20 protein-coding genes are annotated in these 21,809 nt (G+C 74.3%); 11 read left to right on the top strand and 9 right to left on the bottom strand.

Translation table 11 applies throughout. The features are described 5' to 3' along the window. Positions 1-57: 57 nt before the first annotated feature. From ACIO5D_RS30540 to ACIO5D_RS30560, 5 genes are all read right to left on the bottom strand, one after another. Positions 58-942: a hypothetical protein gene (locus ACIO5D_RS30540; protein ID WP_363605068.1), complete on the bottom strand. Its 885-nt coding sequence runs from the start codon at positions 940-942 to the stop codon at positions 58-60. Between the two features lie 40 nt (positions 943-982). Continuing rightward, positions 983-2,317 carry a Dyp-type peroxidase gene (locus ACIO5D_RS30545; protein ID WP_363605067.1) on the bottom strand — a complete coding sequence of 445 codons (1,335 nt, stop codon included), beginning with the start codon at positions 2,315-2,317 and terminating at the stop codon, positions 983-985. A 19-nt stretch (positions 2,318-2,336) separates the two neighbouring features. Next, entirely contained in the window at positions 2,337-3,350 is a 1,014-nt protein-coding gene (locus ACIO5D_RS30550; RefSeq protein ID WP_363605066.1) for a hypothetical protein, read from the bottom strand. Positions 3,351-3,394: 44 nt separating this feature from the next. Beyond that, the gene (locus tag ACIO5D_RS30555; protein ID WP_363605064.1) at positions 3,395-3,928 is read right to left on the bottom strand and encodes a hypothetical protein; all 534 of its coding nucleotides are present in this window, start codon (positions 3,926-3,928) and stop codon (positions 3,395-3,397) included. A gap of 94 nt (positions 3,929-4,022) precedes the next feature. Next, positions 4,023-5,003 (bottom strand): zinc-binding dehydrogenase, encoded by a 981-nt coding sequence (locus tag ACIO5D_RS30560; protein ID WP_400799147.1) that lies wholly within the window; start codon positions 5,001-5,003, stop codon positions 4,023-4,025. A gap of 218 nt (positions 5,004-5,221) precedes the next feature. Between ACIO5D_RS30560 and ACIO5D_RS30565 the strand changes: the two genes are divergently transcribed. The 7 genes from ACIO5D_RS30565 to ACIO5D_RS30595 all read left to right on the top strand — a co-directional run bounded on the left by ACIO5D_RS30565 (position 5,222) and on the right by ACIO5D_RS30595 (position 12,655). Continuing rightward, positions 5,222-6,286, top strand: coding sequence for a M24 family metallopeptidase (locus ACIO5D_RS30565; RefSeq protein ID WP_400799150.1), 1,065 nt, complete (start codon positions 5,222-5,224; stop codon positions 6,284-6,286). 56 nt (positions 6,287-6,342) lie between these two features. Continuing rightward, on the top strand, positions 6,343-7,263 hold the full coding sequence (locus ACIO5D_RS30570) for a hypothetical protein (RefSeq protein WP_400799153.1): 921 nt from the start codon (positions 6,343-6,345) through the stop codon (positions 7,261-7,263). A gap of 35 nt (positions 7,264-7,298) precedes the next feature. Then, positions 7,299-9,008, top strand: coding sequence for a dihydroxy-acid dehydratase (locus tag ACIO5D_RS30575; protein WP_400650575.1), 1,710 nt, complete (start codon positions 7,299-7,301; stop codon positions 9,006-9,008). 35 nt (positions 9,009-9,043) lie between these two features. Then, positions 9,044-9,808 carry an SMP-30/gluconolactonase/LRE family protein gene (locus ACIO5D_RS30580; RefSeq protein WP_400799155.1) on the top strand — a complete coding sequence of 255 codons (765 nt, stop codon included), beginning with the start codon at positions 9,044-9,046 and terminating at the stop codon, positions 9,806-9,808. Between the two features lie 184 nt (positions 9,809-9,992). Continuing rightward, the gene (locus ACIO5D_RS30585; protein ID WP_400650570.1) at positions 9,993-11,480 is read left to right on the top strand and encodes an aldehyde dehydrogenase (NADP(+)); all 1,488 of its coding nucleotides are present in this window, start codon (positions 9,993-9,995) and stop codon (positions 11,478-11,480) included. Continuing rightward, complete coding sequence (locus ACIO5D_RS30590) at positions 11,471-12,232, top strand: endonuclease/exonuclease/phosphatase family protein (RefSeq protein WP_363605054.1); 762 nt, start codon at positions 11,471-11,473, stop codon at positions 12,230-12,232. The genes ACIO5D_RS30585 and ACIO5D_RS30590 overlap by 10 nt, the downstream gene beginning before the upstream one ends. An 81-nt stretch (positions 12,233-12,313) precedes the next feature. Continuing rightward, a complete protein-coding gene (locus ACIO5D_RS30595) occupies positions 12,314-12,655 on the top strand; it encodes a hypothetical protein (protein WP_400799158.1) in 342 nt (113 codons plus the stop codon). On the opposite strand, the gene ACIO5D_RS30600 is transcribed toward ACIO5D_RS30595, so the two are convergent. Further along, positions 12,631-13,101, bottom strand: coding sequence for an NUDIX hydrolase (locus ACIO5D_RS30600; protein WP_400757186.1), 471 nt, complete (start codon positions 13,099-13,101; stop codon positions 12,631-12,633). The two genes, ACIO5D_RS30595 and ACIO5D_RS30600, sit on opposite strands and share 25 nt — an antisense overlap. Positions 13,102-13,235: 134 nt before the next feature. After that, positions 13,236-14,756 (bottom strand): SDR family NAD(P)-dependent oxidoreductase, encoded by a 1,521-nt coding sequence (locus ACIO5D_RS30605; protein WP_400650562.1) that lies wholly within the window; start codon positions 14,754-14,756, stop codon positions 13,236-13,238. A 279-nt stretch (positions 14,757-15,035) separates the two neighbouring features. Between ACIO5D_RS30605 and ACIO5D_RS30610 the strand changes: the two genes are divergently transcribed. Beyond that, positions 15,036-16,475, top strand: coding sequence for a GuaB1 family IMP dehydrogenase-related protein (locus ACIO5D_RS30610; protein WP_400757184.1), 1,440 nt, complete (start codon positions 15,036-15,038; stop codon positions 16,473-16,475). Here the strand turns inward: ACIO5D_RS30610 and ACIO5D_RS30615 are convergent. Together ACIO5D_RS30615 and ACIO5D_RS30620 are read right to left on the bottom strand one after the other, a co-directional pair. Next, positions 16,436-17,308, bottom strand: coding sequence for a DUF5995 family protein (locus ACIO5D_RS30615; RefSeq protein ID WP_400799161.1), 873 nt, complete (start codon positions 17,306-17,308; stop codon positions 16,436-16,438). The genes ACIO5D_RS30610 and ACIO5D_RS30615 overlap by 40 nt on opposite strands. A 217-nt stretch (positions 17,309-17,525) precedes the next feature. After that, positions 17,526-18,635, bottom strand: a complete 1,110-nt coding sequence (locus tag ACIO5D_RS30620; protein ID WP_400799163.1) for a PP2C family protein-serine/threonine phosphatase — start codon at positions 18,633-18,635, stop codon at positions 17,526-17,528. A 166-nt stretch (positions 18,636-18,801) separates the two neighbouring features. Here ACIO5D_RS30620 and ACIO5D_RS30625 point away from each other — a divergent pair, with 166 nt between their 5' ends. From ACIO5D_RS30625 to ACIO5D_RS30635, 3 genes are all read left to right on the top strand, one after another. Continuing rightward, positions 18,802-19,833 (top strand): pseudouridine synthase, encoded by a 1,032-nt coding sequence (locus tag ACIO5D_RS30625; protein WP_400799166.1) that lies wholly within the window; start codon positions 18,802-18,804, stop codon positions 19,831-19,833. 86 nt (positions 19,834-19,919) lie between these two features. Further along, a complete protein-coding gene (locus tag ACIO5D_RS30630; protein ID WP_400757180.1) occupies positions 19,920-20,714 on the top strand; it encodes an SDR family NAD(P)-dependent oxidoreductase in 795 nt (264 codons plus the stop codon). Continuing rightward, positions 20,711-21,781, top strand: coding sequence for an S-adenosylmethionine:tRNA ribosyltransferase-isomerase (locus ACIO5D_RS30635; RefSeq protein ID WP_400799169.1), 1,071 nt, complete (start codon positions 20,711-20,713; stop codon positions 21,779-21,781). The genes ACIO5D_RS30630 and ACIO5D_RS30635 overlap by 4 nt, the downstream gene beginning before the upstream one ends. Positions 21,782-21,809 lie beyond the last annotated feature (28 nt).

The raw sequence follows: 21,809 nt of genomic DNA on the forward strand, positions 1-21,809 counted from the left end.
CGGGTCCGGCGGGCCGAAGACGGGGAGGGCGGCCTGCCATGAACAGCGATCCCCCGGTCAGCGCGTGTCATCGGCTGCCGTGGGTCCGCTTCGCCGACGGCTGAGCACCGTGGCGATCGGGAGGGCCGCTGCCAGACCGCTGAGCAGGACGGCGGCGAGCGCGCCCAGGACGGCGGGCTGGTCGCCGAAGGCGATGCCGATTGCGGCCAGGGCGGGCCCGGCGTTGCGTACCGCGGTGACGCCGCCCATGGTGGTGCGGCGCACCGGCGGACCCGTGGCCAGCAGTGTGCCGACGGCGAAGGCGGCGGCTGCGAGCAGGAAACCGGCGAGGAGGGTGAGCGAGCCGAGGAGTGCGACGACGCCACTCCAGTTGCCGACCAGCATGCCCGCCAGCACGATCAGGAATGTCACGTTCGAGACCGCGGCCGCCGTGGGGTGCCACGACCGCGCGGTGGGCGTCGCGTAGCGGCGCAGCAGCAGGCCGATGACGAACGGTACGAGCTGTAGGAGGGCCACGGTCCGCACCAGCGCCGCGACATCGAGGGAGATCCCCCCGCCGACCTCGGCGGCGGTGAGAATTCCGTTGACCGTCGGGGCGAAGGTGAGGCTGCCGAGGGCGGCGAGCAGCACCTGCATCGCCGCGCCCGCGCTGACGTCGCCGTTCTGCACCATGGCCAGCTTCGCGCCGAAGGGTCCGCCGGGGGAGGAAGCGACAAGGACAAGTGCGATGAACGCTGCCGAGGGGAGGCCGAACAGCGCACCGATGCCCCAGCCGAGCAGTGGGACGACCACCAGGTTGGCGAGCAGCGCGAGTAGCAGCAGCGGGATGCCGGCGAAGACGCCACGCAGTGCCGCCACGGTGGCCCCCAGGCCGGCGGCGAACATGGTGGCCGCGATGAAGATCACGGTGACGGCGTTGAACAGCATGTGCAGGGTGTCCATGGGGCTTTCCCCTTGCGGTGGAGCGCGCGTCGCCGCCCTCTCAGTCCTGGGGATCGCCGAGCCAGCGCAGGGCGCTCAGGCTCGGCAGGAAGCAGTACTCGCCGCCGCGGGTGGCGACGAAGCGCGGCAGGGGGGCAAGGCGGCGTCGCACCGGCCGCCGGGGGACGGTGAAGCCGGCGGTGCCGTCGTGGGAGCCGGTGACGGGGTCTTTGGTGCTGCCCGCGCCGAAGAAGACGCCGTCGTTCATCCACTGCGACTGCACGAACTCGAACTGCCGCCCGAGGTGGGCTCCGATGAACGCGAACATCAGGCCGCGGTCGACCCCGTCGTCCTCCAGAACTCCCTCGGGCAGCGGAGGACCGTAGACGGTGCCGCGTCTGATCATGCGGTGCAGTCGCACCTGTCCTGCCACCGAGGCGTCGCGGGGGTTGGCCCGGCGGATGTGGCAGCCGCCGGGTGTGACGAATCCCGCCGGGTCGTCCCGCTCGTACAGGAAGGTGTTGCGGCGGTGCGGGTCGGCACCGATCGCGGGGTCGTCGTGCTGCGGACACAGCGCCAGGGGCGCTCCGCTGCGCCAGCGTCCCATGATCTTGGCCGCGAGCAGTTCCTCGTCCTCGGGGCCGTCGGCGTTGTCCCGCAGGTAGCGCCGGAACGCGGCGACCTCCTGGTGGAGTTTTCGGAAGACCGCGTAGCTGCCGTTGCGTCCCAGCACCTCCGGCTGCGGAGTTCGGACACCGCCGATCTCGTCCCGGTAGCCGAGCACGAACTCCCCGGCCTTCAAAGGTTCTTCCAGCTGGTTCGACCCGGCGATGCCGCTTCCTTCGACGGCCGGATGGCTGATGCCGTCGCGGTAGCCGAAATGCTCGGTCTCGGTGGGCAGCGCCTGACAGTCCTGTCGCCAGATCGCGGTCACCCCGGGAAGGCTGTCGTACGCAGGGCGGGCCCGGTCGAGGGCGGCCTTCAGCCGAGGGGTGTCAGGCGCTACTGCGGTGAGCACCACATGGACATCCGAGGTGCCCAGCGGCGCTTCCCAGTTCTCGGGGCTGCTCTCGCCGACATCGCTGAGCGCTTCGGCCCGGGCGGCCATCCCTTGCCGGAACTCCCAGGCGAAGGTGGCCAGTGATGCGCGCGGCACGCCCAGCGCCGCCAGACCGTGGCAGGTGACCGCGACACTGAGCCAGGTTTCCCCCAGGGGGCTGACCGAGTCGGCGGCAGAGGCCACCATCGCGCTCGCGCGCCGTATCAACTCCCGCCCGTGTGCCCGGTCATCGATGTGGAACACGAGGTACGTCGCGGCGTAGGGGGTCGGCCGAGGACTGAGAACCCCGCGCTGAATATCGCCGAGTTCCAACGCGACGTGCGTAGGTCCGCTCACGGTTGGCCTCCCTGCGGTACTACTTCGAGACGAGGTTCCGCCAGAAATTTCGCAGGCTCTCGTCGCCGCCGAACAGCGAACTGAAGATCGTGGAGTCCGCCAGCAGCACATCGCCGGCCTGCTCACCGCTCGGAGGCATCCACAGGAACATGTTGAACTCGGTGTTGCCGGCCTCGGTGAACGGATGCGGCCTGGAGGTGTCGATCGGCTGTCTGGCCAGCACGTGGATGACATCCGGCTCGTCGGTGGTCACGGCGTAGTGCGGCAGGTGCAGATGGAAGTTGAAGTTCGTCACCCCTTCCAGCCACCCTTTCGCGTCCAGGTCCCCGACCGTGGACAGCGGGGCGATCCTGTTCTTCTCCCGCACCGCGGGGCGCAGCCCGTAGCGGTTCTCGACCGGCACCCCGAGACCCTGCATCAAGCCCCGGACGTACGTGGCGAACCGCTGCTGGCGGGGGACCAGGGGATCGCCGTGATGGCGGTACTCCAGGTCGCGCACGGCCAGATCGTCCGATGCCCCGACGTCATGGTGAGGCCCCAGGACCAGACAGGCGTCCTCTCGGCCGAGGAAGGCCCGCAGTGCCTCGACCTCCTCGGGCCGGGCCTCCTGCCCGGCGACCATGTGGTCCAGCCCGAACACGAACAGCGTGTCGGTGTCGGCCAGTACGCGCTCGTCGAGCGGGGTCCGGAAGCCGGCCTGGTCGATGCGCTGATACACCGGGACGGGGTGCCCGGTGACCTCCTCGACGAACTGCTGGAACGGCACCCAGGCCCAGAAGAACAATTCCAGTGCGCCGGCGATGCCTTGTTGGAACCGCAAGGGGTCGGACCACTTCGGGTCCTCGTAGGCAGGCCACGCCACCCGCCTGACCTCCGTCATCGTGGAGAACCGGTTGTCCAGTTCAGCCGGATTTCTGCCCGCCTCGGCCGGATAGCTCCACGAGACGTAGATGCTCACCCGTCGCCGTCCCGGGGTGTAGTCGCGCGGGACGTGGTTCTGGTTGTAGGTGCGCGCGGTCCCGACCTTGCTCATCTCGTCTCCGATCCGCGGTGGGACAAGCTTGGGACGGCCCGTTCTCACTGCAGCTGGTCGAGCATCTCCGACAGGGCATCCTTGATCCGCAGAGCCTTCTTGATCTCATCGGCCGTCACGTACGGGTACTCCCCGTACTCGATGAAGCTCGGGCAGTGATGTTCGCGCACGAACCTGACGAACGCCTCGGGGTTGGTCTGCCAGTCCTCGGGGAACCCTTCGAGGTTCTCGAAGGCCGTGCTCACACCGGCCTTGCTGAAAAGCGCGACGGCGTCCTCGGTGTACTTGTCGAAGTCGGTGTCGAAGATCCCCTGGTACATGAAGCGCGTGTCGTCGTCGAAGAGCACCCAGCGCAGGTAGTGCAGTTTCAGCGGTGCGAGAAGATGTGGATCGCCCTCCAGCGCCTCGGCCAGGGTGTGGCCGTGCTCACGGATCGCGTCGGCCCGGCCCGGTTTGACCTTCGCGACGATGGTGAACCCATAACACGCCGGTGTCTTCGGATAAACGGGGCCGTATTTCCCCTGCTCGAACTGGTCGTTGTCCTTGGGGATGACGGCCGCCTGCGGCTTGATCTCCATGTCCGCTCCTCCCGCCGCCTACCGGCCGGGAACAATCCTCCTCATTCTCCCACGCGGTACGTCCTTCCGCGCTTCGCCAAGTCCGGCCACCCGGCTAAGGCAGCGTCAGCAGCACCTTTCCCCGGGGGCCCGCGCCGCCGCGCAGGGTGGCCAGCGCGGCGGCGGCCTCGGCGAGCGGGAAGCGGTGGGTGATCACGAAGCCGGGCGCGACCTCGCCCGCGTTGAGCAGGCCCACGGTCTCGCGCCAGACCTCGGAGGTGTAGGCGAAGCTGCCGCGCACGGTGAGGTCCCCGTTGACCAGCTCGTCGATCGGAAACGCGGCCGTGCGGCCCGTTCCGGCCAGGCCGAGCAGCAGGACCGTCCCGCCGCGCCCGGCCGCGCCGACCGCCGTCCCGACCGCCTCGGGTGCGCCGGCCGCCTCCACGACCAGCTGGTAGCCCCCGCCCGCCTCCTCGGGGTCGAGGGTGAACCGGTCCGCGCCGGCCGCCGCCGCGAGCCCGGCCTGCTCCGGGCGGCGGCCGAGCAGGCAGACCTCCGCCGGGGACCAGAGCCTCAGCAGATGGACGGCGAGCAGGCCGATCGTGCCGTCGCCGACCACCAGCGCCCGCAGCCCCGGCTCGGGCGCGGCCCGGCGCAGGCCGCGCAGCACCACGGCCATCGGCTCGACCAGCGCCGCCTCGGCCAGGTCCACGCCGGGCGCCAGCCGGTGCACCAGCCGGGCGGGGACGAGCAGTTCGTCGGCGGCCGCGCCCGGCCGGGTGAAGCCGATCTCGTCGTAGGTCGCGCAGAGGTTGGTCGCGCCGCGCCCGCAGGCGGCGCACCGCCCGCACGGGACGATGCCCTCGCCGACCACCGGGGTGCCGTCGGCCAGGACGCCGGACCACTCGTGGCCCAGCACCAGCGGGTAGCGGACGTAGGCGGGGTCGACGGCACCGTCCACCAGTTCCAGGTCGGTGCCGCAGAGGCCGACCGCGCGCGGGCGGACCAGGAGCTCGCCGGCCTCCGGGTCCGCCGCGGGGGAGGGCGCGTCGGTGAGCGCGACGGCGTGCGGCCGGTCGACGCGAAGGGTGCGCATGGTCGGTCTCCTCGGTGCAACGGGTGCGGGCGCCGTGGTGGCGTCGGGCCGGCCGGCCTGTCGTGTGCTGAGCTCGTGGCGGCGGTTCAAATGTTCTGCATTACAGAACGTTGGTTGTTAATTCAGCATAGCAGCCTTGACGATCACGAAAGCGGGCTGCTTAGCTCTCCATCGTTCACTGGAACGCGGTTCTGCACTACAGAACAGGCTCAGATGTGTTGACCGAAGCACTCGCCCGGGTCCGGGCCTGGCTGGCCGAACGGGAACTGCCCGCGCTGGTCGCCACCCGGCCGCCGGCCGTCGCCTGGCTCACCGGCGGGCCGAACCCCCCGATCGACCGGACGGCCCCGTTCGACACCCTCTGGGCGGTCGTCACCCCGACCACCGCCCTGCTGCTGACCACCGAGGTCGAGTACGGCCGGCTCATCGCCGAACACCCCGATCCCGACAGCGAGTTGCGGGCCGTCCCGTGGTACGATCCGGCCGCCCCCGCGGTCGCCGCCGCACGGTTCACCGGCCACGACCCGGCGCTGATCGCCTCCGACGGCCACCCCGCCTTCGGCGTCGACGCCACGGACGACCTCGTGGCGTTGCGGCTGGCACTCACCCCCGGCGAACAGGACGCCCTGCGCGCCCTCGGTACCGACGCCACGGCCGCCGTCGAGGACGCCCTGGACGACTGGCGGCCCGGCGACCGGGACCGCGACGTCCAGGCGGCGATCGCGGCCGGGGTGGAACGCGCCGGAGCCGACGCGCCGGTCCTGATCGTCGGCGGCGACGAACGGCTGCGCCACCGCCACCCGCTGGCCGTCGGCGCACCGTTGCACCGCACCGTCATGGCGGTCCTGGTGGCCCGCCGGGGCGGACTGCACGTCGCCCTGACCCGGTTCGCCGGGGACGCCCCCGACCGCACCGCGGTCCGCGCCATCGAGGCCGAGGCGCTCGCCGCGAGCCGCCCCGGCCGCAGCTACGGGGACGCGCTCACCGCCCTCGACCGCGCCTACACCGCCGCCGGGCACCCCGGCGGCTGGCGGCAGCACTACCAGGGCGGCCCGATCGGCTACGCCCAGCGGGAGTTCGAGATCGCGCCCGGGCAGACCGACAGCCGCTGGTACCGCCAGCCGATCGCCCTCGGGCACGCGCTGGCCTGGAACCCCAGCCTCCCCGGCGGAGCCAAGGCCGAGGACACCTACCTGCTGACCGACGCCGGGCCGGAGCGCGTCACCACGGCACCGCCCGTCGTAGACCGGCCCGCCACCACCGAACGATCCGTCACCGAATGACTCGTCACCGAACGATCCGTCACCGAACGATCCGTCACCGACCCGAAAGGCAGCGCATGAGGGGCACCGAAATCCTCGCCGGACTCGGCCTGAGCGCCGAACCCGTCCCGCCGTCCAGCGAACTCCGGTTCCCCGACGGCGCCCACTACCGGGTGGAGATCCCCAGCGTCGAGGGACCGGACGTGCTGCGCGCCACCCTCGACGCGGGCGACGCCCTCGGTGTGACCGTCAACCGCGTCTCGCAGGGCAGCGGCGCCATGCTGCTCACCCGGGCCGAACTGGCCGAGATGGCCAGGATCGGCGCCGACCGGGGCGTCGAGGTCTCGCTGTTCGTCGGCCCCCGCGAGGGCTACGACACCGGCAACCACTCCCGCTCGGCCGACGGCGCCGCGCTCGCGGGCCAGCTGCGCGGTACCCGCCAGCTCCGCTACGCCGTCGAGGACGTGCTGCGCGCCGTCGAACAGGGCATCCGCGGCTTCCTGGTCTCCGACCTGGGGCTGCTGGAGGTGCTGAGCGGCCTCCAGACGGCCGGGGAGCTCCCGGCGTCCGTGGTCTGGAAGGCCTCGGTGCTGATCGCACCGTCCAACCCGGTGGCCGTGCGCCAGCTGGCCCGGCTCGGCGCGCACACCGTCAACGTGCCGTCCGACATCACCCTCGGCCAGCTGGCCGAACTGCGGGCGGTCACCTCGCTCCCCATCGACCTCTACGTCGAGTCCCCGGACTGGCTCGCCGGAGTCGTGCGCGGCCACGAGACGACCGACCTGGTGCTCGCCGGTGCCCCGATGTACGTCAAGTTCGGTCTGCGCAACGCCCGCAACCTCTACCCGGCCGGCGCGCACCTGGCGGCCGACGCCGCCGCGATCGCCGTGGCCAAGGTCCACCGGGCCGCCGTCGCGGGGGAGTGGATCGACCGGCTGGGCGTCCCGCTCGTCCAGTCCGGTCCCGGAGCGGAGGGACTGGGGGTGCCGGAGCTGTGACCGGCCGACCGCCGCAGGGCCCGGAACCCGCCCCGTTGCGCAGCCGCGCGTGGTTCGCGGGCGACGACGAGGTCGCCGTCCTGCACCGGGTGGCGATGCGCTCGGCCGGGATCGAGCTTGCCGCCGACGACCACCGCCCGGTGATCGGCATCGCCGACTCCGCGAGCGACCTCAACCCGTGCAACCTGCCGCTCGCCGGGCTGGTCGACGCCGTCCGCCGGGGCATCACCGAGGCCGGCGGCATCCCGCTGCGCTTCCCCGTCATGTCGCTCGGCGAGGACCTGATGAAGCCGACGGCGATGCTCTACCGCAACCTCCTCGCCATGGAGGTCGAGGAGACCCTGCGGGCCAACCCGCTCGACGGCGTCGTCCTGCTCGCCAACTGCGACAAGACCGTCCCCGGCGCGCTGATGGGCGCGGCCAGCGCCGACCTCCCGGCCGTCCTGGTCACCGGCGGCGCCCGCCCGCCGGCCGTGTTCCGGGGCCGCCGGCTCGGCACCGGTACCGACCTGTGGCGGCTCTGGGAGGACCACCGCACCGGGCGGCTCTCCGACGACGCCTGGACCGAGGTCGAACGCTGCCTCTCCTGCGGCCTCGGCGCCTGCAACACCATGGGCACCGCCTCCACCATGGCGGTCCTCACCGAGACGCTCGGCCTGGCACTGCCCGGCTCGGCGACCGTCCCGGCCGGGGACCGGGCCGCCGAGACGTTCGCCGAGCAGGCCGGACGCCGGGCGGTCGAGCTGGTACGGGAGGGCACCACCCCGTCGCGGATCCTCACCCGGACGGCGTTCCGCAACGCGATCACCGTGCTCAACGCCGTCGGCGGCTCGTCCAACGCGATCATCCACCTCTCGGCCCTCGCCGGGCGGCTCGCCCTGGACCTGGCACCGGAGGACTTCGCCCGCCCGGACGTGCCGGTGCTCGTCGACGTGGCACCGTCCGGCGCCGGCCTCGTCCAGGACCTGCACGCGGCCGGCGGCGTGCCGGCCCTGGTCCGCGAACTGGGCGGCCTCCTCGGCCAGGACGCCCCGACCGTGGCCGGGACGACCCTCGGCGCGGCCGCCGCCGGCGCACCCGGTCCCTCCGGCGTGCTGCGGCCGCTCGCCGACCCGCTGCGCCGGGGCGGGGCCTTCGCCGTCGTCCGTGGCTCGCTGGCCCCGGACGGCGCGGTGATCAAGATCTCGGCGGCCGGCCCGGAGCTGCTCGTCCACCGCGGCCCGGCGCTGGTCTTCACCTCGTACCAGGAGATGCGGGCGCGGATCGACGACCCCGACCTCGATGTCACCGCCGACACCGTGCTGGTGCTGACCGGCTGCGGGCCGGTCGGGGTGCCCGGCATGCCCGAGTGGGGCATGGTCCCGATCCCCGCCAAGCTGGCGGCGCGGGGCGTCACGGACATGGTCCGGGTCACCGACGGGCGGATGAGCGGGACCAGCTTCGGCACCGTCTTCCTGCACGTCGCCCCCGAGGCCGCCGTCGGCGGGCCGTTGGCGCTGGTCCGTACCGGCGACACGGTCGTGGTGGACGTCCCGGCCGGGCGGCTCGACCTGGACGTCCCGGCGGCGGAGCTGGCCCGTCGCCGCGCCGCCTGGTCACCGCCGCCCTCGCCGCACCTGCGCGGCTGGCCCGCGCTGTACCAAAAGCACGTCACACAGGCCTCGCAGGGCTGCGACTTCGACTTCCTCCGCGCCCCCACCGAGGCGCACCTGGGGATGGTCCCCCCGGTGATCGGGCGCTCCTGAAGGGCCCTCACCCGACCCGACGCGGAAGGAAACGGATGGAGTGGGAGATCGCGGTCGCGGCCGGCGCAGAGCTGGGCGAGCGGCCGGTCTGGGACGACCGGACCGGTGAACTCGTCTGGGTCGACCTCGCGGCCGGTACGGTCCACCGGCACCGGCCGGGCGGGGACTCGGCCGTGCGGTACCCGGGCACGGTCGGCGCGGCCGGGCTCCGTGCCGCGGGCGGTCACGTCCTGGCGGCCGGCACCGACTTCGTCCTGACCGGCCCCGACGGCGGCGTCGAGCGGCGGATCCCGCTGCCCGGAGCCCCGGCGGGCGTCGCCTTCAACGACGGCGCGGTGGACCCGGCCGGGCGGTTCTGGGCCGGGACCGCCGCCCTCGATCTGCGGCCCGGCGGCGGCGCCCTCTACCTGCTCGAAGCCGACCTGACGGTGCGGCTGGTCCTGGACGGCGTCACCGAGTCCAACGGCCTCGCCTGGAACCTCGCCGGCGACCTGCTCCACTACGTCGACTCCGGCGCGCCCGAGCCGCGCGTCCGCGCCTTTCCGTACGACAAGCGGACCGGTGAGCTCGGCGCGCCCCGCGAGCTCGCCCGGTTCGGCCCCGGCGACGGCATCCCCGACGGGCTCACCGTCGACCGCGAGGACTGCCTCTGGGTGGCGCTCTGGGAAGGCGCCGCCGTCCGCCGGTACGGGCCCGACGGCACACTCCTCGCCCACCTGCCGCTGCCCGTCCGGCTGGCCACCTGCCCCGGGTTCGGCGGGCCCGGCCTGGACCTCCTGTACGTCACCACGGCCCGGTAGGGCCTCGACCCGGCCGCGCGGGCCGCCGAACCGTCGGCCGGGCACGTCCTGGTCGCCCGGCCGGGGGTCCGCGGGGTGCCCGCCCACCGCTTCGCGAACTGACCCCCCGTACCGACCCCGCGCACCGCCGCCGCGCGCCGACCCCGCGCACCGCCGCCGCACCAGGAGAACGGCCCTGAACGCCATGGACACCCCGGACACCGCACCTACCGCACCTACCGGACCCGCCGCGCACCCGCCCGGCGGCCACCCCGCCGACGCCCTGGCCGCCCGGGCCGCCGCCGCCCACGCCGAGCTGCGCCGCCGGCCCACCGCCTACCACGGGCGGCTGCTGCACGCCGTCGCCGACCGGATCGACGCCGTCGGCCCCGACCTCGTCTCCACCGCCCACCGCGAGACCAACCTGCCCGAGCCCGGCCTCACCGCCGAACTCGCCCGCACCGTACGCCAGCTGCGGATGTTCGCGGACCTCGCCGCCGACGGCTCCCACACCGAACCGGTCGTCGACCGCGCCGACCCCGCCGCCCGTCCGCCCCGGTCCGACCTGCGCCGGATGCTCGTCGGCATCGGCCCGGTCGCGGTCTTCGGGGCCGGCAACTTCCCGCTCGCCTTCGGCGCCGCCGGTGGCGACACCGCCTCCGCCCTGGCCGCCGGCTGCCCGGTGGTCTGCCGCCCGCACCCCCTGCACCCGCGCACCGCCCGGCTCACCGCCGCCGCGGTCCTGGCCGGTCTGCGCGACGCCGGTGCCCCCGACGGCACCTTCGCGCTGCTCCCGGACCCGGCCCTGGAGGCCGGCCGCCGGCTGGTCACCGCCGACCCGATCCGCGCCGTCGCCTTCACCGGCTCGTCGACCGGCGGGCGCGCCCTGTTCGACCTGGCCGCCGCCCGCCCCGACCCCATCCCCGTCTACGCCGAGATGGGCAGCGTCAACCCGGTCGTCCTGCTGCCCGACGCCCTCGCCCGCCGGGGCGAGGAGATCGCCCGGGGCCTCGCCGCCTCCCTCACCACCGGCTACGGCCAGCTCTGCACCAGCCCCGGCGTCGTCCTGCTGCCGGCCGGCGCCGGGGACTTCGCCACCCGCCTGCTCGCCGCGCTGGACGAGGCCCCCGCCGGCCGGCTGCTCAGCCCCGACCTGGCCCGCCGGCTCACCGCCGGACTCGCCGAACTCGCCGCCCTGCGCGGCGTCGTGGTGCTGCGGGACGGCACCGCCGACGACGACGGCGCCTTCACCACCACCGTGCTCGGCACCGACACCCGGACCTTCACCGAACACCCCTCGCTGCGCGAGGAGTACTTCGGCCCGGCCACCGTCCTGGTCCGGTACGACGACCCGGCCGCGCTCCCGGCCGTGCTGCGGGCCCTGCCGCCCGGTCTCACCGTCACCGTCCACGGCGACGCCGAAGCCGAACTCGTCGACGCCGCCGTCCAGCAGGCCGGCCGGGTGGTCTTCGACGGCTTCCCCACCGGGGTCGCCGTCTCCCCGGCGATGACCCACGGCGGCCCCTACCCGGCGACCACCTCCGTCCTGCACACTGCCGTCGGCCCCACTGCCGTCCGCCGCTTCCTGCGGCCGGTCACCTACCAGAACGCGCCGCGGTCCGCGCTGCCGCCGGAGCTGCGCGACGATCGTCCGGCAAGCCCCACCAGCAGGGAGAACCCACCATGCGCGTGATGGCGTACAACATCCTCGACGGCGGGGAGCGCCGCACCGAGCCGCTGCTCGCGGTGATCCGCGCCCAGCGCCCCGACGTCCTGGGCCTCTGCGAGTGCGCCGGGTTCGACACCGACGGCACCTTCGAGTGGTTCGCCGAGGAGCTCGGCCTGGTCGGCGTCCTCAACCGGGCCCCCAGCGGCAACCATGTGGCGCTGCTGCACCGGCCCGAGCTGGCGGTCGTCCGCACCTCCACCCAGTCGGCCGGGATGTACAACGGCATGGTGGAGGCGGTGCTGCGCACCGGGCTGGGGGAGGTCGCCTTCGTCATGACGCACCTCCACCCGTTCTCGCCGCTCTTCCGGCTGGCGGAGGCGGAGACCGTCGCCGGCGCCGCCTCGTTCGCGCCGCACTCGGTGGTGATGGGAGACCTCAACAGCCTCTCCGCCGCCGAACACCCCGACACCCACCGGGCGTTGGCCCGGACCCTCCGGCTGCGGACCACCACGGCCGACGGCCGGATCGACACCGGCCCGGCCGACCTGCTGGCCGCCCGGGGCTGGACCGACCTCGACCGGGGCACTCCGCGACCGACCTACCCGACCCGCATCCCGATCGCCGAGGAGGCCCCCGGCGGCGCGGCGCGGCTGGACTACCTCTTCGCCACGCCCGAACTGGCCGCACGCTGCCGCGAGTTCACCGTGGTCGACGACGACCTCGCGCACCTGGCCTCCGACCACCTGCCGGTCGTCGCGGAGTTCGACCTCGGCTGAGCGGGTGCCGGGTCGGACACCGGGCCGGGAGCCGGGCACCGGAGTAGACTTCCGGGCCGAAGGCTTCGGTGAGGGGGAACCGTGGTGCGGCTGAGTGTCGACATCCGTGCCTCGCTGGTCGCGCGGGCCTTCCACCACGCCTTCACCCGGCCGGTGGTGGCGATCGACGGTGTGGAGACGCCCGCGGTCTGGGGCCGGACGCGACTGCCCGTCGAGCCCGGGCCGCACCGGCTGGCCGTGTACTTCCGCTACCGCGGCCAGCGCACCGCCCGGCTCGGCCTCGGGCAGAGCGAGTTCACCGCCGACACCGCCGTGCCCGAACCGCACGCCACCGCCCGGCTCGGCCCGCGCAACGGCAGCCACTTCCGCGTCACCGTCGACACGCGGACGGGTGGGCGTCAGCCCGAGGAGCCCACGGGGTAGGCGTACGTCCCCGCGCGCAGGACGTCGCGCAGCGCCGTCGGGCCCGGCAGCCAGCTGCCGAGGACCAGGGCGGACGGGTAGAACATCGGCCCGGGCAGGGCGTCGACCGGGAACCGCTCCCAGCCGGCGCAGGCGTGCGGCTCGGTGACCTCGGCGGCGGCCAGGCTCGGCGGGGCGAGCACGGCCGCGGTGAGCCTGGGCCGGCCCAGCTCGTGGTCGAGGAGGACGGCCAGGACGCGCATCTCCGAGGCGGGGAGCACGATGCCGGTCTCCTCGGCGAGTTCACGCGCGGCGGCCTGCTCGAAGGACTCGCCCGGGTCGTCCACCTTGCCCCCGGGCAGGCTCCAGGTGGGCGGCTCGCCGGCGGTGATCCGGCGGCCGAGCAGCACCCGGCCGTCCCCGGTGGGCACGATCACGCCTGCGCCGAGCATCGGTGCGGTGGTCAACTCCGGTCTCCTTCACGGACGGCGATGCGGGCGGCGATACGGCGGCGATACGGGTCTTCGGACGGCGACCCGGACGGGCGGGGGGAGCCGACGGGCCGCCACCGCGCGGCGGCCCGTCGTCGGACGGCGGTCCGTCACCAGGCGGCGCGGTCGAAGTCCTTGAGGAAGCAGCCGTACAGGTCCTCGCCCTGCTCGCCGCGGACGATCGGGTCGTACACCCGGGCGGCGCCGTCGACCAGGTCGAGCGGGGCGTGGAAGCCCTCCTCGGCGAGGCGCATCTTGTCCGGGTGCGGCCGCTCGTCGGTGATCCAGCCGGTGTCGACGGCGGTCATCAGGATGCCGTCGGTCTCGAACATCTCCTGCGCGCTGGTGCGGGTGAGCATGTTGAGCGCGGCCTTGGCCATGTTGGTGTGCGGGTGGCCGGCGCCCTTGTAACCGCGGGTGAACACACCCTCCATCGCCGAGACGTTGACCACGTACTTGCGGCGGGAGGCGGAGGCGGCCATCGCCGGGCGGAGCCGGCTGATCAGGATGAACGGCGCGGTGGAGTTGCAGAGCTGGACCTCCAGCAGCTCCACCGGGCCGACCTCGTTGACGGTCTGCACCCAGCTGTTGGTGGACGCGAGGTCGGGCACCAGGCCGCCGGCGTCGATCGCGGTGCCGGCCTCGATCCGGGCGGGCGTCGCGGAGCCGGTGACCAGGGCCAGCGAGGTGACGTCCTCGGCGGAGATCCGCTCGCTGCCGCCGGTGGCCTGGGCGGGCAGCGCGGGCAGGTCGACGCTGCCGCTGCCGAACCGGCCGATGGTGGTGGACTGCGGCAGCTCGCCGGCCGGCAGCGGCGCCGACTCGGCGGCGACCAGCTCGCGGTAGGACTCCGGCGGCCGGCGCACGGTCTGCGCGGCGTTGTTGATCAGGATGTCCAGCGGGCCGTCCGCGGCGACCTCGTCCGCGAGCGCCAGGACCTGGGCCGGGTCGCGCAGGTCGATGCCGACGATCTTGAGGCGGTGCAGCCACTCGGCGCTGTCCGGCATCGCGGTGAAGCGGCGGATGGCGTCGTTGGGGAAACGGGTGGTGATGGTGGTGTGGGCGCCGTCGCGCAGCAGCATCAGCGCGATGTACATACCGATCTTGGCCCGGCCGCCGGTGAGCAGCGCGCGCTTGCCGGTGAGGTCGGCGCGGGCGTCGCGGCGGGCGCGGTTCCTGGTGGCGCAGGGCTGGCAGAGGTTGTGGTAGAACGCGTCCACCTCGACGTACCGCTGCTTGCAGGTGTAGCAGGAGCGCGGGCGCTCCAGGATGCCGGCGATCTCGGCGGTGGTGACGGTGGTCAGGCCGAACGCGCCGGCCGTCTCGTCGTCGATCCGGGTCGGCGCGCCGGTGGCGGTCCGTGCGGTGACCTCGCGGTCGTTGGCGGTCTTCCGGGCCCGGGTCTCCTGGCGGCGGCGCTGCTTGAGCGTGCGGAATATGCCGCCGACGGCCTTGCGGACGGTGATCGCGTCCGGGTGGTCCACGTGCAGCTGGTCGAGCTCGGCGAGCACGTCGAGGCAGAGCCGCAGCCGCTCGGGGTCGAGACCGGGGCCGTAGTCGATCTCCTCCTCGGGGCCTTCGCCGCCGCCGTCCCGCTCGATGTCCTGCTCGAAGTCCACGCCCGCCGTCATTCCCGCTGCCGTTCTCTGGTCTCGCCTCGCCGTTACCGCGTGAATGCTACGGGAGCGGCCGTGGCCGGGGCGAAAAGCGGACCGGCTGGAGGAACCTCCAAGCCGGACGCCGATCCGGTGATCATGCTTTGTGCGGTGCGCCAGCAATCCTGTTCGAACTGGCTTTTGGTTCCACCGTCCCGGAGAATCGAATGCTGGGTGCGGGGCGCCCGAACGCGCCCTGCGGCACCACCGCAATCGCGCCCGAGGTGTACCTCCCCCCAGCCAGAGAGCCCCTTCATGCGCTTCCTGAACGACCTCATGCCCTCGTACGACCTGACGTACGACGACGTCTTCATGGTCCCCAGCCGTTCCGCCGTGGGCTCCCGGCAGGCGGTCGACCTCTCCTCGAACGACGGCACCGGCACCACCATCCCGCTGGTCGTGGCCAACATGACCGCCATCGCCGGCCGCCGGATGGCCGAGACCGTCGCCCGCCGCGGCGGCCTGGTCGCCATCCCGCAGGACATCCCCACCGAGGTCATCGCCGACGTCATCGGCTGGGTCAAGCAGCGCCACCTGGTGCACGACACCGCCATCACGCTGGACCCGGGCGCCACCGTCGCCGAGGCGCTGTCGCTGCTGCACAAGCGGGCGCACGGCGCGCTGGTCGTGGTCGAGGACGGCCGGCCGGTCGGCGTGGTCACCGACTCCGACTGCCAGGGCGTCGACCGCTTCACCAGCCTCGCCGACGTCATGTCCCGTGACCTGGTGCTGCTGGACGAGGGCATCGACCCGCGCGCCGCCTTCGACCGGCTGAGCGAGACGCACCGCAAGCTCGCCCCGGTGGTGGACGCCGAGGGCCGCCTGGTCGGCATCCTGACCCGCAAGAACGCGCTGCGTGCCACCCTCTACACCCCGGCCGTGGACGCCGCCGGCAAGCTGCGGATCGCGGCCACCGTCGGCATCAACGGCGACGTGGCCGGCAAGGCCCAGGCCCTGATCGACGCCGGGGCGGACGTGCTGGTGGTCGACACCGCGCACGGCCACCAGGAGTCGATGATCAGCGCGCTGCGCGCGGTGCGCGGGCTGGACCCGCGGATCCCGATCGTGGCCGGCAACGTGGTCTCCGCCGCCGGTGTCCGCGACCTGGTCGAGGCGGGCGCCGACATCCTCAAGGTCGGTGTCGGCCCCGGCGCGATGTGCACCACCCGGATGATGACCGGCGTCGGCCGCCCGCAGTTCTCCGCCGTGCTGGAGTGCGCCGCCGAGGCCCGCCGGCTCGGCCGGCACGTCTGGGCCGACGGCGGCGTGCGCCACCCGCGCGATGTCGCGATGGCGCTGGCCGCCGGTGCCTCGAACGTGATGATCGGCTCCTGGTTCGCCGGTACCTACGAGTCGCCGGGCGACCTCCAGACCACCGCGGACGGACGCCAGTACAAGGAGAGCTTCGGCATGGCCTCGGCGCGCGCGGTGAGCAACCGCACGGCCCAGGACTCCGCCTACGACCGCGCCCGCAAGGCGCTGTTCGAGGAGGGCATCTCGCACTCGCGGATGTTCGTCGACCCGGCCCGCCCGGGCGTCGAGGACCTGATCGACTCGATCGTCGCCGGGGTGCGCAGCTCCTGCACCTACGCGGGCGCCTCCAGCCTGGAGGAGTTCCACGAGAAGGCCGTGGTCGGCATCCAGAGCGCCGCCGGCTACGCCGAGGGCAAGCCGCTGCACTCCAGCTGGGCCTGATCGCCCGGGCGCGGTGTTCGGCCGACGCCCGGCCGGTTCCCCGCCACGGGGAGCCGGCCGGGCGCCGGCGCGGCGGTGGTGCCGTGGAACCCCAGCGGGGTGAGCAGGGCGCGGCCGAGCAGGCCGACCGATCCGTCCAGCGCGGCGGCGAGCGCGGCCGCCGCCAACGGCACCCCGCGCAGCTCCCAGAGCGCGAGCACGCTCGTCCACGCCGCCTCGCGGGCCGCGTCGACCGACCAGGCGCCCACCCGGTGGGTGAGCGGCTCGGCCCGCTCCAGCAGGTCGGGCCCGGGCATCAGCTGCTCGCGGACGGTCGTCTCCACCTCCGCCAGCAGTCCGTTGATCCGGTCGTAGTCCCCGGCCAGTTCGTCCGGCGGGCAGCCCAGCCGGTGGCAGGTGTCCAGGACGGCGAGCGGCAGATCGTGCTGGATGTGGGCGTTCATCCCGGCCAGGGCGAACTGGACCGGGTGCACGTCCGGGTCCGCGCGCAGCTCGAACAGCGGCCGCCAGCAGGCGGGCGGCCGCCCACCGGCCGCGTCGGCGTCCACGGCCAGCAGATAGCGCCCGGCGAACGCCGCGTCCAGCTCGGCCATGGCGACCGGGTCGGCGAAGTAGGGCCGGTCGCACGCCGTCAGCCGGTCGCGCACGGTCTCCGTCACCGTGAGGTACATCCGGTTGAACACCGCCACGCCGTCGCCCCCGGGCAGGCCCGCCCCGATCTCCCGCAGCCGGCCGATCACCCCGTCGACCTTCCCGAGCCCGGGTCCGAGCCCGGGCCCGAGCCGGGGACCCGGTCCGGGTCCGACCGCCGCCGTCACCGCACCACCCGGCATACGTCACTCCCCGACGTCGATCGCGCACCGATCGCATCATCGTGTCAGCGGAACGCCGGGCCGCAGCCGGTGCCGCGCGGCCGACGGCCGTCGGAGTGATCAGCCCAACTCGTACTCCAGGACGTACAGGACGTAGGCGTGCCTGCCCTCCCCGTCGGCGGAGAGCCGGAACGTGCCGGTGAACCCGGCCGGTTCGCCCGGCACCTGGCCGCTGCGGTCAGTGCTCCCAGTGCTCCCGGCGCTCCCAGCGCACCGCCAGCAGCGCCGCGTCGTCGGCCAGTCCGGCCAGGCCGACCCAGCGGCCGACATCCGCGAGCAGCTCGTCCAGCACGTCCGCCGGGCTCCCGGCGTGCAGCCCGGCGAACCGCTCGGCCAGCGGGTAGAACCGCCCGGCCGCGTTCCGCGCCTCGGACACGCCGTCGGTGTGGAGCAGCAGCAGATCGCCCGGGCGCGGCTCGAACCGGCCCACGCGGTACCGGCCGCCGACCAGGCCGAGCAGGCCCAGCGGCGGGGCGTGCAGGGGCGGTTCCAGTTCGCCGACCCGCCCGGCCCGGCGGTACAGCGGGTTCGGATGGCCGCAGTTCACGAAGTCGACCGGCCCGCCGTCCGGCGCCGCGTTCAGCAGCAGCGCCGTCACGAAGCGGTCGTTCTCCGGGCGGCCGGTCAGCGCCGCGTCCAGCCGTTCGGCCAGCCGGGCGAGGTCAGGCTCGGTGCGCGCCGCCTCCCGGAACACCCCCAGCACGTCCGCGGCCGTCTCCACCGCCGGGAGCCCGTGCCCCTGCACGTCCCCCAGCAGGATCCGCACACCGTACGGGGTGTTCGCCACCTCGTACAGGTCGCCGCCGATCCTGGCCTCGGCCGCCGCCGCGACGTACCGCACGGCGGTCCGCAGCGGCCCGATCCGCTCCGGCGGCGGGCGCAGCAGGGCCCGCTGCGCCGCCTCGGCCACCGTCCGGACGTGGAGCAGCTCGCGCTCCCGGGCCGCCACCAGGACGACGTTGCCGGCGCTGGCCAGGGTGGCGGCCAGCACGGTGATCAGCGCGGTGACGTGGACGGAGTCGGGCAGACCGCTGTTGGTCAGCTCCAGCAGTGCGACGGCGGCGATGGCGATCGCCCCGGCGATCAGCGGCACCCGCGCCGTCCGCGTGGTGGCCCCGGCCAGTATCGGCGCCACCGCCAGCACGGGGGAGAGGGTCGTCCCGGGCCCGGTGACGAGGTCGGCCACCACGGCCGCGCCCAGCAGCAGGAACGCGCCGCACAGCAGCAGCCTGGTCCGCCGCGGCAGATGCAGCGGCGGCACCGCGTCCGGTAGGCTCTCGGCGCTCACCTGCCAGCTCCTCCCGTCCTGGGCACGGCCGGTCCGACCTCTCACCCTCCACTTTCCTCCGCGCGCGCCGCCACCGGCACCTCGGGCGCCGCCCGATACCGGGCGGCTCCGGCGGCAGGGCTCCGGCGGCAGGGCTCCGAAGGGGTCCGGTTAGGCTGGCCGGGAGATGAGACGGAAGAGCAAGCCGCCCGCCCCCCTCCCGCAGCGCAACGGGGTGGACCCGGTACACCTGCGGCTGCCGGCCGAGGGCGCGTGGCCGACGGTGCGGGCGCACCTGGTCGACCGGTTGCCCACCGTGGACCCGGCGCGGATCGACGCCCTGCTGGCCGCCCGCGAGATCGTCGGCGAGTCCGGGCCGATCGGCCCGGACGAGCCGTTCCGGCCCGGTGCCCACCTCTGGCTCTACCGGGATCCGCCGGACGAGACCCCCGTCCCGTTCCGGCTGGACGTGCTCCACCACGACGAGCACCTGGTGGTGGTCGACAAGCCGCACTTCCTGGCCACCACGCCGCGCGGCCGGCACGTCGTCGAGACGGCGCTCTCCCGGCTGCGGCACTCGCTCGCCCTGCCCGCGCTCAGCCCGGCGCACCGGCTGGACCGGCTGACCGCGGGCCTGGCCATGTTCGTGGTGCGGCCCGAGGACCGCGGCGCCTATCAGACGCTGTTCCGGGACCGGCTGGTCCGCAAGGAGTACCAGGCCGTCGCGCCGTACGACCCCGCGCTCGTGCTGCCGCGGACGGTGCGCAGCCACATCGTCAAGGAGCGCGGGGTGATCGCGGCCCGGGAGACCGACGCCCCGCCGAACAGTGAGAGCCGGATCGACCTGGTCGAGCGGCGCGACGGCCTCGCCCGCTACCGGCTGCGGCCGCTCAGCGGGCGCACCCACCAGCTGCGGCTGCACATGAGCAGCCTGGGCGTGCCGATCCTCGGGGACCCGGTGTACCCGGTGGTACTGCCGGAGACGGCTCCGGACGACTTCCGCCGCCCGCTGCAACTCCTGGCATCGGTGGTCGAGTTCACCGACCCGCTGACCGGGCGGCCGCGGCGCTTCGAGAGCCGCCGCACGCTGACCGCCTGGTCGGACCCGGAGGCGTGGGCCGCCGGGCCCGAGCCCGCCGATCCGCCGGCCCGCGAACAGCCCTCGGCCGACCGGACGGTCCAAGCCGACCGGACGGTCCGGGACCGTCGGATGATCTAGGACCGCTGGTCTAGGGCGAAGGGACGACTCCGCTTCGGGCCCGGCGGCCGATCCGTCTCGGACCGGGCCGGGGCGATCGTGGGGGCATGAACGCACCGCAGCACACCGCCTCCACCGTCCGGCCCGGTCCCGTCGCCCTGGTCACCGGCGCCTCGCGCGGTCTCGGCCTCGCCCTCGCCAGGGGGCTGGCCGCCGCCGGCTGGCAGTTGGTGATCACGGCCCGCGACAGCGCGGAGCTCTCCGCCGCGGAAGCCGAACTGGCCGCCGTCACCACGGTCTCCGCCCCGGCCGGTTCGGTGGTCGACGACGATCACCGCGAACGCCTCGCCGAGGCCGCCGCCGCCCTCGGGGGCGCCGACCTGCTGGTCAACAACGCCTCCACGCTGACCGGTTACGACCTCGCAGGCGCGCCGCTGCCGCACCTGGCGGACTTCCCGCTGCCCGGTCTGCTGGAGACCTTCGAGGTCAATGTCCTGGCACCGATCGCCCTCACCCAGCTCCTCCTGCCCCAGCTGCGCGGCCGGGCCGGCGCGGTGCTCAACATCAGCTCGGACGCTGCCGTCGAGGCCTACGAGGGCTGGGGCGGCTACGGTGCGAGCAAGGCCGCGCTCGACCACGCCTCCGCCGTACTCGCCCAGGAGGAACCGCGGTTGAGGGTCTGGGCGGTCGACCCGGGTGACCTGCGGACCAGGATGCACCAGGAGGCTTTCCCCGGGGAGGACATCTCCGACCGGCCGCTGCCGGAGACCGTGGTCCCGGCCCTGCTGGCCCTGCTCCGTGACCGCCCCGCCTCCGGCCGCTACCGCGCCGCCGACCTGACGGCCGCCGCCGCGGCCCTCGCGCCCGATGCGGCCCTCGCCACCGTCCGGGGCGGGCGATGAGCGGGACGCTCCTGGGCCCCGGCATCGACGTCACCGTCCCGCCCGAACTCTCCGCCCGCGCACCGGCCGAGGCCCGCGGAACGGCCCGGGACGGCGTCCGGATGCTGGTCGGCCGCCGACGCGGCACGGCCGTCGAGCACCACGCCTTCACCGAGCTGCCCGAGGTGCTGCGCCCGGGCGACCTCCTGGTGGTCAACAACTCGGCCACCCTGCCCGCCGCGCTGCCCGGCCGGCTGCCCGACGGCACCCCCGTGGCGCTGCACCTCTCCTCCGCCCAGCCCGACCAACGCGGTTCCTTCCTGGTCGAGTTGCGCCGCGTCACCCCCGGTGAGGCCGCCGCCCACTACCCGCCGGCCGAGTCCCCGGCCCGACCGGGCCTGCGGGTGGCGCTGCCGGACGGCGCGTCGGCCGTGCTCGTCGAACCGTTCACCGCCCGGCTCTGGTACGCCCGACTCTCCCTTCCGGTAACGCTGTTGCGCTACCTGGCGGGCCACGGCAAGGCCATCCGGTACGGCTACGTGGACCGGGACTGGCCGATCGAGGCGTACCAGACGGTCTTCGCCACCGTCCCCGGCAGCAGCGAGATGCCCAGCGCCGCACGGCCGTTCAGTGCCGGGACGGTGGCGCGGCTGGCCGGGCGCGGGGTGCTGGTGGCGCCGGTCACCCTGCACACCGGTGTGGCCTCCCCGGAGGCGCACGAGGCGCCGTACGCCGAGCGGTTCCAGGTGCCGGCGGCCACCGCCCGGCTGGTCGGGCACGTCCGGGCCGGTGGCGGGCGGGTGATCGCGGTCGGCACCACCGCCGTCCGCGCCCTGGAGTCGGCGGTCGGCCCGGAGGGGACGGTCCAGCAGGCCGACGGCTGGACCGAGTTGGTGATCACCCCCGAACGCGGGGTGCGGGCGGTGGACGGCCTGCTCACCGGCTGGCACGAGCCGCGCGCCTCCCACTTGCTGATGCTCGCGGCCGTCGCCGGGGGTCCGCTGCTGGCGCGCTGCTACGCGGAGGCCGTCCGGCACCGCTACCTCTGGCACGAGTTCGGCGACGTCAACCTGCTGCTGCCGGACTGAACCGCCCGCCCGGCCGGCCCCGCGAACA

The organism is Kitasatospora sp. NPDC087315, from assembly GCF_044744345.1.
Taxonomy (GTDB): domain Bacteria; phylum Actinomycetota; class Actinomycetes; order Streptomycetales; family Streptomycetaceae; genus Kitasatospora.

What these genes read in the sequence shown, in the direction of transcription:
- ACIO5D_RS30540 (WP_363605068.1), bottom strand. Translation starts at nt 942, where the DNA reads ATGGACACCCTGCACATGCTGTTCAACGCCGTCACCGTGATCTTCATC.
- ACIO5D_RS30550 (WP_363605066.1), bottom strand. Translation starts at nt 3,350, where the DNA reads ATGAGCAAGGTCGGGACCGCGCGCACCTACAACCAGAACCACGTCCCG.
- ACIO5D_RS30555 (WP_363605064.1), bottom strand. Translation starts at nt 3,928, where the DNA reads ATGGAGATCAAGCCGCAGGCGGCCGTCATCCCCAAGGACAACGACCAG.
- ACIO5D_RS30560 (WP_400799147.1), bottom strand. Translation starts at nt 5,003, where the DNA reads ATGCGCACCCTTCGCGTCGACCGGCCGCACGCCGTCGCGCTCACCGAC.
- ACIO5D_RS30570 (WP_400799153.1), top strand. Translation starts at nt 6,343, where the DNA reads ATGAGGGGCACCGAAATCCTCGCCGGACTCGGCCTGAGCGCCGAACCC.
- ACIO5D_RS30580 (WP_400799155.1), top strand. Translation starts at nt 9,044, where the DNA reads ATGGAGTGGGAGATCGCGGTCGCGGCCGGCGCAGAGCTGGGCGAGCGG.
- ACIO5D_RS30585 (WP_400650570.1), top strand. Translation starts at nt 9,993, where the DNA reads ATGGACACCCCGGACACCGCACCTACCGCACCTACCGGACCCGCCGCG.
- ACIO5D_RS30590 (WP_363605054.1), top strand. Translation starts at nt 11,471, where the DNA reads ATGCGCGTGATGGCGTACAACATCCTCGACGGCGGGGAGCGCCGCACC.
- ACIO5D_RS30605 (WP_400650562.1), bottom strand. Translation starts at nt 14,756, where the DNA reads ATGACGGCGGGCGTGGACTTCGAGCAGGACATCGAGCGGGACGGCGGC.
- ACIO5D_RS30610 (WP_400757184.1), top strand. Translation starts at nt 15,036, where the DNA reads ATGCGCTTCCTGAACGACCTCATGCCCTCGTACGACCTGACGTACGAC.
- ACIO5D_RS30615 (WP_400799161.1), bottom strand. Translation starts at nt 17,308, where the DNA reads ATGCCGGGTGGTGCGGTGACGGCGGCGGTCGGACCCGGACCGGGTCCC.
- ACIO5D_RS30625 (WP_400799166.1), top strand. Translation starts at nt 18,802, where the DNA reads ATGAGACGGAAGAGCAAGCCGCCCGCCCCCCTCCCGCAGCGCAACGGG.
- ACIO5D_RS30630 (WP_400757180.1), top strand. Translation starts at nt 19,920, where the DNA reads ATGAACGCACCGCAGCACACCGCCTCCACCGTCCGGCCCGGTCCCGTC.
- ACIO5D_RS30635 (WP_400799169.1), top strand. Translation starts at nt 20,711, where the DNA reads ATGAGCGGGACGCTCCTGGGCCCCGGCATCGACGTCACCGTCCCGCCC.